This window comes from Acidithiobacillus acidisediminis, assembly GCF_023277115.1.
Lineage (GTDB): Bacteria > Pseudomonadota > Gammaproteobacteria > Acidithiobacillales > Acidithiobacillaceae > Igneacidithiobacillus > Igneacidithiobacillus acidisediminis.
Genome location: NZ_JALQCS010000001.1, coordinates 2,483,490 through 2,497,056 on the forward strand (window position 1 = coordinate 2,483,490; position 13,567 = coordinate 2,497,056).

A 13,567-nucleotide genomic window follows, 5' to 3' on the forward strand; every position below is an offset into this window, starting at 1 on the left:
GGCCCACAGTATAACATATGTGAGCGTTTTCTGATGAACCCTACCCCAGGAACAAGGTCAGGACGCCCGTGTACCCATAAATGCGATCGCGATAGATTTCCCCATTGGCGAAAAAGCCCACCAGTGGCACGTCGCCCAGCTCTGCGGAAATCAGTTGCAACTCAGCAGAGTTCTCTCCGAACAAACTTTCCCCGCGTCCCAGGCAGGACACATAGACGGCACCGCGAACCGTGTGTCCTGCGGCCAGCGCCTGCAGATCGGCAAGCATGCGCTGCATGTCCGTCCGCGCACTGTCATCATCCCGCTTGCAGAAAAGGAGTTGCGCGCCGGACTCGACATAGTCACCGATCGCCACCAGGCCATTTTGCTCATCGACGCCAACCAGGTTGCGCACCAGGTAGTCGCTTTGATCGGAGTCGGCCTGCGGCAACGCAGCAAAAATAAAACCCGAGGCACGGCGAATGTCGCGCGCCAGGACCTCTCCCACTTCCTCGTACAACACTTCCAGAGCAGGGCGCCGATCCAGCGTGGCAACGATATTTCGTTCCGCCTCCTGTATACGATGCGCTGGACCGATTGGTGTGCAACCCTGGCTCAAACGCGTGCGAAGCGCAATTTGCTCCGAAAACGCCACGCCACTCAGGCCACCGTGCAGCACTCGTCCCGCAATCTGCGCTCCCTGCGCGCGGCTGCTGCTCGCGCCGCCCAGGATAAACCCCGTGGCACAGCGCGCCGCCAGGTGCCGTACCTGCTCGGGTAAATCTTGGCAGTGCGGATCGCCATGGACGAAGGCCAACGCCGCCTGCCGACCATCCTCCAGGGACAGGGCCTCACTGCCATACGCATCCATGCCAGCAAACAGGCGATATTCGCCCTGCGGCAAGTCGGTGAACATCAATGCCAACGCTGGTTCATCGAGGTATTCGGTGTTCGTTGCCGCTACGCCAATACCCACAGACCCGACCCAATCCTGTACCCCTGTACGTTCTTGTAGCGTCGTCAGAATCTCCGGCAGGGCGCCTTCAAAGGATTCATTGATATACAGAAAGCCCAGAGTGGCGGGAAAATCTTGCCAGCGCGCAAGCTGCAAAGCTTGCGCCAAAGCATCCTGCCACTGATCGGCGCGGGCATGACCATAGGGAAAGGGGCTGTGCATCATCGGTATCCTGCATGCGGCACGAGGGCCTATGTGCCACTATTTTACGGAGCTGGCGCGATAGACACAAAGATGCCCAATTACGGCAACATAGAAGCACCGCCAAATAAAATGGGCCACGAGATTCTCTCGTAGCCCATTGTTTCGATTGGTGGAGCCAAGCGGGATCGAACCGCTGACCTCTTGAATGCCATTCAAGCGCTCTCCCAGCTGAGCTATGGCCCCAAATTCTGGTCGGCGTACTATTCCAGAAGCCACCATGCCTGTCAACCAGAGTGCGCGGCGTATGTTGGCCCCAGGCGTTCGACTGCATGGCGACAGCGCGCGCCGCTGGCGGAAATCCAGAGGGAAATAAGGTTTCGTTTCCTGCGGACCAGGTAAGGTTTGCGTTTATCCTAGATTGTTGCCCTTGGGTGCACTATACCCGTCCTCCCGAAACATCTTTTGTCCCTGCGGGCTTTGCAGGAACTGGATGAACTTTTCTCCCAGTGCAGGATGGGGAGCGTTGCTGGGCACCACCGCGTAGAACACCAAGGGCTGTGGCGTGACGGTCTTCTCCTTGCCATCGACATTCAAGCGAAAGCTCGCCTTGTCGTACCAGGACTGCTTGTAACTCGGGTCACTCAGGTTGATCTCTACGGGTAGTTTTATGTAGGGCAAATGTAGGGATTTTACGGCGCTGAGGTAGCCGGAAGATGCCGCCATCTGACCGCTCTTCAGGCGTGCCAGGAGAGACATTTCCGTAAAGATCTGCTTGGGATTGTCGATGGGCCCGAGAATTTTCTGGGCGAGGCCGGGCTGGTGGTAATACTTTTCTGCCAGCTGCAGGGTGAAGACGATATTTTGTCCCTGCGGATCGGTCTTGGGATCGGTGCGCCCAAAGGTGGCGCCGGGCAACTCCAGCACTTTGTACCAAGGCATGTTCCCGGCAGCAAAGTCCTTAGCGAAAGGGCTTTTCGGGCTGTAGGCAATGCACATCTGGGTGCTTGCCACCGGATAGGCCTTTTTGGCCAGCCCAGCTTTCATCAGTACTTCGATGGGTCCGGGGGTGATGGAAACAAAGACATCCGGGTTGAGTTGATGCCCGGCAATCAGATGCGCCAATGCATAGGCCCCCTGACCATCACCGCGGTACTCTACATGCTCCTGTTTGGCAAAGGCGGGCCCGAGGTGCAGGTTCATGACATTGCCCATGGAACCAGCAAAAGTCACGAGCATGGTCTCGGCATCGGCAGCAACGGGTACTGACAATACCGCGAGGCAGGCCAGGGCGAGGGGGTAATCATGTAATTTGCGCATACGATAGTCTCCATCACGAGGTTATGTTTAACAGTATATGACGATACGTATGCGACGGATAATCAAATGGCAAGATGAAGCAATAAAATCCGAACCATGCACGCCCCGCTATTCACTCCGTTCGACGGCCGACGACGACCACATCGCTGCCGATAGGGTGGATCTCGGGTTTCAGTCCAGCGGCGCTCAGGGCAGCCGCGATTTCTGCCGGACGCAGAAAATGGTTACCCTGCACGTGCTCCGTCAGATTCTGAAAGGCCATGCCGCGATAGGCCGGCTCGCGCAGAAGCGACGTATCCTCGGGCCAGGCAGGCTCCCAGATGACCAGGGCACCACCGGGTCGGAGCTCTGCCTGCAGCCGCGCAATTAGCTCTCCCCGTTCCTCCCAGACATGATGCAGGGCGCGGTTCATAGCGATGAGATCGGCTCGTTCTGGCAATTGAAATTGGTGGATATCCCCTTGCGCGAACTGCAGGCGGTCCCCCAAGCCCTCGCTGGCGGCGAGCTCGCTGGCCTGACGCACATTTTCCGCAAAACCGTCCAACCCCAAGCCACGCAACTGTGCGCACTTGCCGAGCAGAGCACGCAGGTACCAACCATTACCGCAACCCAGATCCACCGCCAATCCCTGACGGGCGTTCATTTCCGCGAAGAGCGGGATGGCTGGGACGATTTTGCTCTCAAAGGTAGTGCGAAAATTATGCTCCAGCATGGCACCAAACCAGGGCAGAATGGTTTCTCTCTCCGCCAGCACCTTCTCGCCCGGACGCTCTCCCGTGCGCATCAAGCCTGCAGCTCGCTCTGCCATGTGTGCACTCAACACCGTACCGACTGCAGCAGCCATCCGGCTATCTGATCGCTCGGGCCGCATGCTGTCACCATCTTCACTCAGCTTGTACGCTTCGCCGTCGCGATCCAGCCAGGAGAAGGCAAAGGCGGCATCACACCAGCGCTGCAAATAGCCAGCATCCAGACCAGTTGCCTGTGCCAGTTCTGCAGCCGTCGCTGCGTGCAAACGATGCAGCGTAGAAAACAACCCATTCACGACACCAATAAACGCAATATGCAGAGACATTGCCCCGGCGGATCTGGCCCGCAGTTCTTCCGCAGAAATCATCTTTTGCTCCTTTTGTAGATCATAGAAGATATTTGATACCCACAATGGCAAGCACCACCAGAGTAGCACGCAAAAATAACTGCTGACTGATACGAAAATGCAGATGATTCCCCGCCCACAGCCCGAGCAAGGTGGGTGGCGCCAAGAGCACAAACCCGAGCGCCAGCGGTCCCGTCAGCAAGGCGAGGAAGACATACATGAAGGCGCGGATAACGTTGTCCGTCAGGGCGATGCCCTGAAAGGTGGCACGAAAGGCACGCTTGTCGAGATGCCGCATCTGCAAATACGCGACGATGGGTGGACCACCCCCACCGTAAAGACTACCGATCACGCCGCCGAAAGTGCCAAGAGGAAGCCCCCAGGGCAGCGACAAACGCGGTAACCGCTCCGGCTTTAGCAGGGTAGCGTAGGCAACATAGGCGAGAATAAACAATCCCAAAAAACGGGTTAGCGCTTGCGCATCGCTGTCGGCAAGAATAAATGCGCCGACCAGCAGCCCGAGGAAACTACCGGGAACCAGCCAACGCAGTTCCGGCCAGCGAATCTCGCGAAAATCATAGGCACCCAACAAGATGGAGCCCAGCAGGTCGAGAAGTAAGACTACCGGCACCACTTCCTTGATCGGGAAGAATAGAGTCAGGAGCGCGACGGAGATCAGGCCCGAGCCGAAGCCAATTACGGCACGGACATAAAAGGCCAGAAAAACAATAGCCGCCGCGATAGCCCACAATCCTGGTTGTGCCCAGAGACTACTCGCCGTCAAACTGTTGGTGACCCCTTGTCCACTCAGTAAATACATGGATCTCTCCGAGAAAAAACTATTGAAAAATAGAGAAAACCGCCTAAACTCTAAGCCATCACTTTAGCATAGAGCAGGCCCGCCATGATCCCGATGCAGCGGCAGATTCGCAACACTCTGTATTTCCTCATCCTCGCCTGTGCCTGTCTGCTCGCGCCGGTGAGCCAAGCGCAGGCGCAGAGCGTTTCCTCTCTGCCCATCATTGATGCCCGGTCCTACATCCTCATGAATGCCGCTACCGGGCAAATCCTCGCAGCAAAGAACGCCTATCGTCCTTATGCCATAGCGAGCCTCAGCAAACTGATGACCCTGTACCTGCTTTTTCAGGATATCGACGCCGGGCATTTGCAACTGCATCAGGAATACACCCCCTGTCCTGCCGCCCTGCAAACGGGTGGCTCTTCCATGTTTTTGCGCGCTGGCCTACCCTTCACCCTCGGCCAACTGATTCTCGGCATGACCGTACCCTCTGGCAATGACGCTGCCGTGGAGGCTGCTCAGCTTGTCGGCGGTTCGGTGCCGCACTTTGTGGCGACGATGAATGCCACAGCAAAGCAACTGGGCATGCTCTCCACCACCTACAACAACCCGGATGGTCTGCCGCATCCCAACAACTATTCCAGTGCCTACGATCAGGCCGTTCTTGCTCGTTCGATCTTGCAACGCTTCCCCAGCTTCCTGCCTTTCTTTGGCCATGAAAACTTTACCTATGCAGGCATCACCAGCCCCAACCCCAACCTACTTGTCGGCCGCGTTCCCTTCGTAACCGGCATGAAGAGCGGATATACCGATGCCGCCGGACACTGCCTGGTCGTCACCGGCACCCAGGGAAACATTACCCTCATTGCCGTTGTACTGGGGGTACCCTCGTTTACCGATGAGGGCCGCGGCTTTTGGAAAGCCTCCTGGGCCGGCCTAAAGCTCCTGGATTGGGGCTTTGCTCGCACCCTCTGGCTCCCGCAAGGGGGTCTCGAGGATGCCGCTGCGAAGCGTTAATCAATGCCCAGGCGCCCGCTGCGGCTCTCCCTCCGCCGGCTCCGGGGGGCGCCGCAGCAATAGCACCAAAGGAATCAACACCAGAAAGCTATAAAATGCCAAGATCAGCGCGTCGAGCACACCGCGCATCCCGGCTTGTGGCAATACCACAACATTTCCCAATACCTGCCAAGCGTGCGGCCCTTCTCCCATGCCCATTGCCACAATGAACCGATGAAATGCGGGATTGAACGGGTTGAGATGCCCACCTATCTGATTCCAGCCCATCTGTTTGCCCTCGGTCATCACCGTCGAAACGATGGCGATGCCGATACTACCGCCTAAGGTACGCATCAAATTGAAGATACCCGAGCCCTCTGCCTGATCTTTCTTGTCGATGGTAGAGAATGCCAAGGTAAAGAGGGGGATGCTCACCAGACCCAAACCCAAGCCACGGACAAAAGACGGCCAGATCACCCACGACATGCTGATATCGAGGTTGTATTTCGTCGTATACCAACTGCCGATTGCCCCAAAAAATATGCCCAAGAGCACGATGTTACGGGGATTGACGTTACGTGCCAAAAGACGCCCAGCAATCATCATGGCAATCATCGCCCCCACGCCTTGCGGCGCCATGACCAAGCCCGTAGTGAAGGCTTCGTAATGAAACAGGTCTTCGAGCATGATGGGTAGAATCACCATGGCGCCAAACAGTGCCAAACCAAAAATACCGATACCCGCACTGCCGATGGACAGATTCACATCTTTGAGCAGGCGCAGATTTACCACCGGATGCGCAACCGAAAGCGAGCGCCAGACAAAGAACAGCAGCCCAAGGGCTGAAATCAGGCTAAGAATGATAATGGTGTGAGAACTGAACCAGTCATCTTCGTTGCCCAAGCTGAGAACGCCCTGCAACGCGCCAAAACCCAGGGCCATGAGCGCAAAACCCCACCAATCCACTGGACGTGGATGATCGCTCCGACCGATGTTGGGGACCACCTGCAGCAAGACAAAAGCAAGAATGCCGAAGGGAATATTGACGTAAAAGACCCAGCGCCAACTGAGCGTATCCGTCAACCAGCCGCCCAGGGTTGGGCCCAGAATGGGGCCGAGCATGATGCCCATCCCGAGAATGGCCATCGCCTGACCGCGCTTTCGCGCCGGATAGGCGTGCAACATGATGGTCTGCCCTACCGGCGCGAGGGAGGCACCGAAAAACCCCTGCAAAAGACGCCAAAGTACGATCTCTGGTAAACTATGCGCTTGGCCGCATAGTGCGGACGCCACCACAAAGCCGGCAACACTCCACAACATCACCCTGCGCTGTCCAAAGCGTTCCACCAGCAGCCCCGTAAGTGGCAGCAGAATCACATTGGCAATCATATAACTGGTGAGCACCCAGGTGATCTGATCGCTATTGGCCTGCAAAGACCCCCGCATGTAGGTGAGGGCAACATTGACGATGGTCAGATCGAGAACCTGCATGACCACCGCCAACATCACCGCCACCGTAATGGCGACCACGGAAGTGTTTTCGGATTCGCTCATTCGGTCCTCCCCGAGATCTGAGCCAGTCTACTGACCGATCGGTCGGTATGCAAGATCTATTGCACTGCCAAGCCTTTCCGGGTAAAGTGCGCGCTTCCAGGTCCCCATCGTCTAGCGGCCTAGGACACCGCCCTTTCACGGCGGTAACGGGGGTTCGAACCCCCCTGGGGACGCCAAGAATCTCAGCATCCGAGCAAGTCTTCGGGTGCTTTTTTTATGCGCAGCAACAAGCCATGTCTTGGGCGAAAACCATGCGGCCAACAGACGAGATATATGAACAAACGTAAGCCGATCTTTACTCCGGGCGGCGGATGTTCCACTCTTGCATGATGTGGAACACTCTGAATTTCAAGCGGACGGCCGAGTGAGCGTCGGCGATCACTTCTATTTCCTCGTTCCCGAGGGAAAGCCCCACTGGAGTGACAGCTTGCTGCCGTGGCTCGTGCCTGCCGCGCTCCTGATTGCCCTGCTCCTCTTCCTGATGCTCTACAAAATTCCTTCGAAACACTTGGCTCTGCATGGTCAGCAAGAAAAATACAAAACGTTCCAGATCATGCCGCAGCCTACTCAACCACTGGCACCCAGCCGAGCGGCGCCAGCGCAGCCCGCTCCGCCCGTAACGCATCCGGCTCGGCCCCAAACAAAGCCGCAGACGCGCCCGCTCCCTCGGCCCAGACCCGTACCGCAGCCGCGGGTTCGGCCGACGCCACCAACGACGCAGCAGCGCGCGCCCATTCAGGCCTTGCCACCGAGTCGGCCTGCGCCGAGCAGCGTGGCACCTGCGCCACCCTCAGCCAAACCCCATATTGACCTTGGGCGTTTGCAAGAGCAGATCAGCAACGCGGCACGCAGCGCTACCGCGGCCCCCGCCTTACCAGAATTTCACAATCCGGAGACACCGGCGGCAGATTTTTATATTGCAGGCTGGATCCAGAAGCTGGAGCGGATTGGTGACCTCAACTACCCTGGGGAAATGGTGGGCAACCTCAAGGTCAAGGTGGTGCTCAATCCGCAAGGCGGACTGCAACGCATCATCATGATACACTCTTCAGGGAATCCCAAGCTCGATGCAGCTGCCGAACAGATTATCCGTCTGTCCTTCCCTTATACCGCATTTTCCGAGCAATTACGGAAACAGACGCGTCGCATCGAGATTCCGCTCAACATGCACTTTCTGGGCGTGCGTCGCGTGAATGTCTGGTAACAAGGAGAGCGTGTGCAAAAGCGCAACCGATCGACTCTATTGATGTTTTTATTCTTGCTGCTGTGGGCTGCGGCCATGGTCGCATTGGTGGTCATTGGCTTTACCAACATCCAACCGGCCGGTATCGGGAAGGGCGGGACGGTAGCCTCGCACCAGAGTGCTACCAGCCCCGCAAAATCCTAGTGTGCGCCGCCGTCTTCTTGCTGTTGCGCGGCGATTTCGGCCCGCACCTGCTCCATATCCAGCCCCTTGGCCTGCTCAATCACCTGTTCCAAGGCGCTAGCCGGCAATGATCCCGCTTGCGAGAAGATACCAATCTGTTGGCGAAATATGGTCAGCATGGGGATGGAGCGTACCTGAAACGCGCCAGCCAATTCTTGCTCTTCGTCGGTATTCACCTTACCAAAGATCACATCCGGGTATTTTTCTGCCGCTGCCTCGAAAATCGGCGCAAATGCGCGACAGGGCGCGCACCAGGGAGCCCAGAAGTCGACAAGCACCATCTCGTTACCCGTCACGATCTGCTCAAAATTTTCCTGCGTCAGTTCTACAACGGCCATGAGGCCTCCGTGCGTAGTGAAACCTGAGTTGACCATAAGACCTGCTCCCCGTAAGGTCAAGGCAAAGGCCTAGCAAAGAGGACAGATGAGCGAATTTGGCGAGTTGGAACCCATCCCCGTTCTACGGGTAAGCGACCTGAACAGCGCGGTGCGCGAGATCATCGAAGGGAATTTTCCCGCTTTGCGCGTGGAAGGGGAGATTTCCAATTTCGCTTGCCCGAGCTCCGGACACTGGTATTTTTCTCTCAAGGATGTCCATGCGCAGGTGCGTTGTGCCATGTTTCGCAACCGTAATGGCGTACAGCGCTGGCGCCCGCGGGATGGAATGCAGGTGCAACTCCTCGCTCAACCGACACTGTATGAAGGGCGGGGCGAATTCCAGCTCATTGTCGAACAGATGCAGGAACTGGGGGCGGGAGATCTGGCCGCAGAGTTTCAACGCATCAAGGAAAAGCTCGCCGCCGAAGGACTCTTTGCGCCAGAGCACAAGCAGCCACTGCCAGCCAACCCGCGTCGAGTAGCGGTCATCACTTCGGCGACCGGGGCGGCCTGGCACGACATCCGCGTCACCCTCGCCAAGCGCTGGCCCTTGCTGGAATTATTGCTCTACCCGGTGCAGGTGCAAGGAGATCAAGCCGTGGCACAGATCCTTCTCGCGCTGCACACAGCGAATCAACGGCAAACGGAGGACTTGATCATCCTCGCGCGGGGTGGCGGCAGTGCCGAGGATTTATGGTGCTTCAACGACGAGCGCCTGGCCCGCGCCATCTATGCCAGCACCCTCCCCGTCGTGACGGGAATTGGTCATGAGATTGATTTTTCCATTGCCGATTTCGTTGCCGACTGGCGCGCCGCCACACCAACCGCCGCTGCCGAACACATCAGCCCCGATCAGGTGGAATGGCAGCAACGCATTCGCGTCCTGCAGCAACAGTTGCACCGCAGTATGGAGCGGCGTTTGCGCGAGGCCACGTTAGGGCTGGACCATCTCCGCTCGCGCCTACGTAATCCGAGCGCCGGTCTAAGCCTGGAAGAGGCCCGGCTACGGCAGCTACAACAACGTTTGCAGCGGCAAATCCGGCGCGATCTTTCCCGCTGTGAGGAGGGGCAAAGAGCACTGCGCTCTCGCCTACAACGACTGGATCCGCGATATCTCTTACAGCCGCAGCGCGAACGGATCCTCAGCTTACGCCAACGCTTGCAGTTTGCGGTACAACAACAGCTCAAACGACAGGAGCAAGAACTGGAGCGGCGACGTTTGCATCTGCAGGGACTGGATCCCCACGCGGCCTTGGAACGCGGCTATGCCATCGTGCGAGACAGCGCTGGCGGCATACTGCGCGAAAGTACCGACACCGTGCCGGGAGCTACGATCCAGATCCAGTTGTGGCGTGGGCGCCTCAGTGGCCGTGTCTTGCAGACCATGGAGGATTGACTTGGCCTCTACCTTGCAACCCCACTCGGTTCCGCCCGGCTGGTTTCTGCGCTGGTCAAAGGAATCCTGGGCTTTGCAGAAGGAAGCGCCGACTGCCTTCACCTTTCTCTCCGGATTATTGATCCTACTGAATCTTAGTCATCAGCCCCTGATTCTGACGATTCCGTTTGCTTGCCTGGAAACGGCGCTCATCTTCGCTACGGCAATGGAGGTAGAGCTTGGCAACTGGCAACTGCGGGACTTGCTGCTCGCGTTTCGCGACCTACCGTGGTTTTCCCTGATTCGTCTCGGGGTTGCCATAGCCTTGTTGGTCTTCGTCATTCTGTTATTGCTATGGTCCCTGCACCATTACCTGCAAGGCATTCTGGCGCAGGACCATATCTCCTCAGCCGCCACGTTAAAGACGTTGCATAATCATTCCTGGGAACACCTGCCACTCTGGTTGCAGAATTTACTCAGTAACAGTCTGGGAAATGCGCAAACCTTGCTGGGCAATGTCTTCCTGATGCTTTCTGTTGGCGCAGTCGTGCTGGGTCTCGCTCGGCAAGGCTATCTCGCTTTGCTTGCTGGATTTCTGGCGGTGTTGCGCAATGTCCGCATCTGGCTAGTCTTTCTGCTCGCCAGTCTGCTCCTGCAGGGAGGCATCAGCTATCTAGCGAGCATTCTCCAGCAACCCGCTGCCGCCGCCCTGATTGCTGCGCTATCCGTGATGCTTTTGCTTTGGGTAGGTCTCTTCGGCTGGTGTTTTGCCAAGGAGGCGTTCGGATTACCCAAGCAACGACAGACACAGCGGCAGCGGGTGCGAAAAACCCAGATCGTCATGAATCCGCAGCACTGACCGCAGCACGCTACCGACTAGGCAATCGGACCCAGAATTCCGTGGAAGAACTCCGTCAATTCTTTCATGGCTTGCGGATCATCAAATTGAAAAGCAAAGCCAAGCAGCACAAACTCGGGCTCTCGACTTGCCTTTTTTCCCCCGCCAGGAACCTCCAAAGGAACACAGCGGAGCAACTCTGCCAACCCTTGCCATTGCTGTTGATCCTCCCGGCGTAGCGTTACCGTTCCGCGGTCCCCCTTGCAACAAGAGCCCGTATCTGCCAGCTGTCCACTAGACATATAAATACTGGCGAGGAAACCACCGAGACCGATATCCACCACATCGCCGCGCACCGGCGCCTTGCTGCACTCGCTATGCCAGCTCGCGAGCACCGCGCCTTTCAGGGTATAGCGTAAATACTTGCGCTCTTGCCGCACCTGCACAGTGCTCGGATAGGAAAATAGCCAGTAACCAGGCGCTTCTTCTCTGCCATTTTGGAGGAGAAAATGCAGCGAACGGGTCGGTTCATAATGCCCCACCAAAAGGTTCCGGGCGGTTCCCTGCAAATTCTGGCAGAAAATCGTCACGCCCTCGCGCGACAGGCGCGCAACGCGACCAATCCCATGGATTCCTTGGGTCATTCCTTGTAAGGCTACCGCGCTGGCGCTTTCCTGCAGGTAGAGCAAATAGTCGATTACCGCATCACCGCTCAGGCTGCGCTCTTCCTGATCAGGCACATCCATCGCCAGCCTCCTCCCTCAGACCGCAGTTTTCGCCTTGCACGTCCGCGAAGATAACACGCCCCCAAATCAGGAGGAAACGGGGGCTACTGTGGATGGCGTCGCCGGTGCGGAACGAGTTGTACCAGCCAGATTATGCAAGGCCGCATCCGCCGTGGCGGGCGCGCTCACATTCATGACCGCCTGTTGATTGCTGACGATCCGTTGCGCGGCCTCATTACTCAACACCACAATCGTTACCCGCCGATTGAGAGGTGAGTCCGGGTTCTGCCGGTTAAAAAGCACCGCCGACCCCATCCCCATGACCCGCAAAATCTTCTGCTCCGCCAATCCATGTTGCACCATGATTTGCCGCACGGCATTGGCACGCCCCGCCGACAAGTTGAAATTACTATACCCCCGCCCGTTGTTCAGATAGCGTAGGGCATCCGTGTGGCCGGTAATACTCACCCGATTAGGGAGGGTATTAAGGGTCGGAGCAATCGCCTCAAAAATGGTTCGCGCATAGGGTTCCGGTTCGGTACTGCCATTCGGGAACATGGGACGCTTGGCACTATCGACCACCTGGATGCGAAGACCCTCGGGAGTAATATTAATGAGCAGTTGATTGCGGAACGCAGCAAGCGCTGGATTTTCCCGGATCTGTGCCTCCAATTCCTGCTTCAAGTGGCGCAAATTCCGCTGATCAATTTCGCGCGTGCTCAGACTTGGGTTCTCCGGACTAGTCAAAAATTGATGCTTTTGCCCTCTCTGAACTTGACCAACGGTTTTATTCAGATTACTGCCGCCACCATTGAGGATAGAATTGGATGACCCAGTCCCCGGACCGCCCATAAGCGATACCCGCTCCGGATTCTTGAACCAGTTGGCAATTCCTTGCAAGGTCGCTTTGGTCGTTGAACCCAACAACCACATCAGCAGAAAAAAGGCCATGAGCGCGGTGATAAAATCCGCATAGGCAATCTTCCACGCGCCGCCGTGGCTGCCACCCCCCTTTTTAATCCGCTTGATGACAATGGGTTGCTCTTTCTTGCCCTCTGCCATGGCCTATTTTCCTTTCATTTCACGCAGATGGGCATCGAGCTCCTGGAAACTTGGGCGTTCGGTGGAGTACAGGACCTTCCGTCCAAATTCCACCGCCACCTGGGGGGGATAGGCATTCATTGTTGCCAACAACGAAACTTTGATGGTTTCCAGCATTTTGCTACTTTCCATGGCGCGATCTTCCATCCGCGCAGCGATCGGCGACACGACCGCATATCCGAGCAGAATACCGAGGAAGGTCCCCACCAATGCCGCAGCAATGAGTTCGCCCAGAACTGCAGGCGGTTTATCCACCGAACTCATCACATTCACCACCCCCATGACCGCCGCGACAATACCAAAGGCCGGCATGCCATCAGCAGCGCGAGTGAGCGCATGGATGGGCGCCTCCAGTTCCCGGTGGTGGGTATCGATCTCGACATCCATGAGATTTTCCATCTCAAACGCACCGAGCGTTCCGCCGACCATGAGTCGCAAATAGTCCGTAAGAAACTCCAGGACGTGATGGTCTCGCAAAATGATGGGGAATTTTTTAAATAGATCACTGTTCTGCGGGTCATCTACATCCGCTTCGATAGACATCAGTCCGCCTTGCCGAATGCGACCAAAAATCTCATTCAACAGGCTTAGTAATTCCATGTATGCGGCGCGGGAGTACTTGCTCCCCTTCAAGGCCAACGGCAACATCTTCAGCACGGCCTTGAAACTTCTCGGAAAGGTCGACGCAAAAAATGCGCCGAAGGCACCGCCAATGATCATCAACGCCTCGAAGGGCTGAATCAGGGCAGCAAGCTTGCCACCTTCGGCCATAAAGCCACCAAAGATCGCACCTAAGGCAATGACGTAGCCAATGATCAAGAACAT

Annotated in this window: 14 protein-coding genes and 2 tRNA genes; 6 read left to right on the forward strand and 10 right to left on the reverse strand. The window is 56.9% G+C overall.

Translation table 11 applies throughout. The annotated features are described in order from the left end of the window. Nucleotides 1-40 precede the first annotated feature (40 nt). The 5 genes from M5D89_RS12435 to M5D89_RS12455 all read right to left on the reverse strand — a co-directional run bounded on the left by M5D89_RS12435 (nt 41) and on the right by M5D89_RS12455 (nt 4,371). On the reverse strand, nt 41-1,159 hold the full coding sequence (locus M5D89_RS12435; protein WP_248886116.1) for an FIST signal transduction protein: 1,119 nt from the start codon (nt 1,157-1,159) through the stop codon (nt 41-43). A gap of 146 nt (nt 1,160-1,305) precedes the next feature. Continuing rightward, nucleotides 1,306-1,381, reverse strand: a tRNA-Ala gene (locus M5D89_RS12440). Between the two features lie 165 nt (nt 1,382-1,546). Continuing rightward, nucleotides 1,547-2,455 carry an extracellular solute-binding protein gene (locus tag M5D89_RS12445; protein ID WP_248886118.1) on the reverse strand — a complete coding sequence of 303 codons (909 nt, stop codon included), beginning with the start codon at nt 2,453-2,455 and terminating at the stop codon, nt 1,547-1,549. 112 nt (nt 2,456-2,567) lie between these two features. Then, nucleotides 2,568-3,572, reverse strand: a complete 1,005-nt coding sequence (locus M5D89_RS12450) for a class I SAM-dependent methyltransferase (protein ID WP_248886119.1) — start codon at nt 3,570-3,572, stop codon at nt 2,568-2,570. 19 nt (nt 3,573-3,591) lie between these two features. Continuing rightward, nucleotides 3,592-4,371, reverse strand: coding sequence for a sulfite exporter TauE/SafE family protein (locus M5D89_RS12455; RefSeq protein ID WP_248886120.1), 780 nt, complete (start codon nt 4,369-4,371; stop codon nt 3,592-3,594). 84 nt (nt 4,372-4,455) lie between these two features. Between M5D89_RS12455 and M5D89_RS12460 the strand changes: the two genes are divergently transcribed. Continuing rightward, nucleotides 4,456-5,367, forward strand: a complete 912-nt coding sequence (locus tag M5D89_RS12460) for a D-alanyl-D-alanine carboxypeptidase family protein (protein ID WP_248886121.1) — start codon at nt 4,456-4,458, stop codon at nt 5,365-5,367. On the opposite strand, the gene M5D89_RS12465 is transcribed toward M5D89_RS12460, so the two are convergent. Then, nucleotides 5,368-6,900, reverse strand: coding sequence for a DHA2 family efflux MFS transporter permease subunit (locus M5D89_RS12465; RefSeq protein ID WP_248886122.1), 1,533 nt, complete (start codon nt 6,898-6,900; stop codon nt 5,368-5,370). It lies immediately after the preceding gene. Nucleotides 6,901-7,000: 100 nt separating this feature from the next. Between M5D89_RS12465 and M5D89_RS12470 the strand changes: the two genes are divergently transcribed. The 3 genes from M5D89_RS12470 to M5D89_RS12480 all read left to right on the forward strand — a co-directional run bounded on the left by M5D89_RS12470 (nt 7,001) and on the right by M5D89_RS12480 (nt 8,287). Continuing rightward, nucleotides 7,001-7,076 (forward strand) — tRNA-Glu (locus tag M5D89_RS12470). Nucleotides 7,077-7,264: 188 nt separating this feature from the next. Beyond that, nucleotides 7,265-8,104, forward strand: coding sequence for an energy transducer TonB (locus M5D89_RS14350; RefSeq protein WP_248886123.1), 840 nt, complete (start codon nt 7,265-7,267; stop codon nt 8,102-8,104). Nucleotides 8,105-8,116: 12 nt separating this feature from the next. After that, complete coding sequence (locus tag M5D89_RS12480) at nt 8,117-8,287, forward strand: hypothetical protein (protein ID WP_248886124.1); 171 nt, start codon at nt 8,117-8,119, stop codon at nt 8,285-8,287. Here M5D89_RS12480 and trxA read toward each other — a convergent pair. Next, nucleotides 8,284-8,664, reverse strand: a complete 381-nt coding sequence (trxA, locus tag M5D89_RS12485; RefSeq protein WP_248886125.1) for a thioredoxin — start codon at nt 8,662-8,664, stop codon at nt 8,284-8,286. The genes M5D89_RS12480 and trxA overlap by 4 nt on opposite strands. Nucleotides 8,665-8,749: 85 nt before the next feature. On the opposite strand from trxA, the gene xseA reads away from it, so the two are divergent. Together xseA and M5D89_RS12495 are read left to right on the forward strand one after the other, a co-directional pair. Continuing rightward, nucleotides 8,750-10,099 (forward strand): exodeoxyribonuclease VII large subunit, encoded by a 1,350-nt coding sequence (xseA, locus tag M5D89_RS12490; RefSeq protein ID WP_248886126.1) that lies wholly within the window; start codon nt 8,750-8,752, stop codon nt 10,097-10,099. Nucleotide 10,100: 1 nt separating this feature from the next. After that, entirely contained in the window at nt 10,101-10,937 is an 837-nt protein-coding gene (locus M5D89_RS12495) for a hypothetical protein (RefSeq protein WP_248886127.1), read from the forward strand. Nucleotides 10,938-10,954: 17 nt separating this feature from the next. Here M5D89_RS12495 and M5D89_RS12500 read toward each other — a convergent pair whose 3' ends face one another. The 3 genes from M5D89_RS12500 to motA form a co-directional block, all read right to left on the reverse strand. Continuing rightward, entirely contained in the window at nt 10,955-11,662 is a 708-nt protein-coding gene (locus M5D89_RS12500) for a hypothetical protein (protein ID WP_248886128.1), read from the reverse strand. 66 nt (nt 11,663-11,728) lie between these two features. Then, entirely contained in the window at nt 11,729-12,703 is a 975-nt protein-coding gene (gene motB, locus M5D89_RS12505) for a flagellar motor protein MotB (protein ID WP_248886129.1), read from the reverse strand. A 3-nt stretch (nt 12,704-12,706) separates the two neighbouring features. Further along, nucleotides 12,707-13,567, reverse strand: coding sequence for a flagellar motor stator protein MotA (motA, locus tag M5D89_RS12510; RefSeq protein ID WP_248886130.1), 861 nt, complete (start codon nt 13,565-13,567; stop codon nt 12,707-12,709).

What these genes read in the sequence shown, in the direction of transcription:
- M5D89_RS12435 (WP_248886116.1), bottom strand. Translation starts at nt 1,159, where the DNA reads ATGATGCACAGCCCCTTTCCCTATGGTCATGCCCGCGCCGATCAGTGG.
- M5D89_RS12445 (WP_248886118.1), bottom strand. Translation starts at nt 2,455, where the DNA reads ATGCGCAAATTACATGATTACCCCCTCGCCCTGGCCTGCCTCGCGGTA.
- M5D89_RS12450 (WP_248886119.1), bottom strand. Translation starts at nt 3,572, where the DNA reads ATGATTTCTGCGGAAGAACTGCGGGCCAGATCCGCCGGGGCAATGTCT.
- M5D89_RS12455 (WP_248886120.1), bottom strand. Translation starts at nt 4,371, where the DNA reads ATGTATTTACTGAGTGGACAAGGGGTCACCAACAGTTTGACGGCGAGT.
- M5D89_RS12460 (WP_248886121.1), top strand. Translation starts at nt 4,456, where the DNA reads ATGATCCCGATGCAGCGGCAGATTCGCAACACTCTGTATTTCCTCATC.
- M5D89_RS12465 (WP_248886122.1), bottom strand. Translation starts at nt 6,900, where the DNA reads ATGAGCGAATCCGAAAACACTTCCGTGGTCGCCATTACGGTGGCGGTG.
- trxA (WP_248886125.1), bottom strand. Translation starts at nt 8,664, where the DNA reads ATGGCCGTTGTAGAACTGACGCAGGAAAATTTTGAGCAGATCGTGACG.
- xseA (WP_248886126.1), top strand. Translation starts at nt 8,750, where the DNA reads ATGAGCGAATTTGGCGAGTTGGAACCCATCCCCGTTCTACGGGTAAGC.
- M5D89_RS12500 (WP_248886128.1), bottom strand. Translation starts at nt 11,662, where the DNA reads ATGGATGTGCCTGATCAGGAAGAGCGCAGCCTGAGCGGTGATGCGGTA.
- motB (WP_248886129.1), bottom strand. Translation starts at nt 12,703, where the DNA reads ATGGCAGAGGGCAAGAAAGAGCAACCCATTGTCATCAAGCGGATTAAA.
- motA (WP_248886130.1), bottom strand. Translation starts at nt 13,567, where the DNA reads ATGTTCTTGATCATTGGCTACGTCATTGCCTTAGGTGCGATCTTTGGT.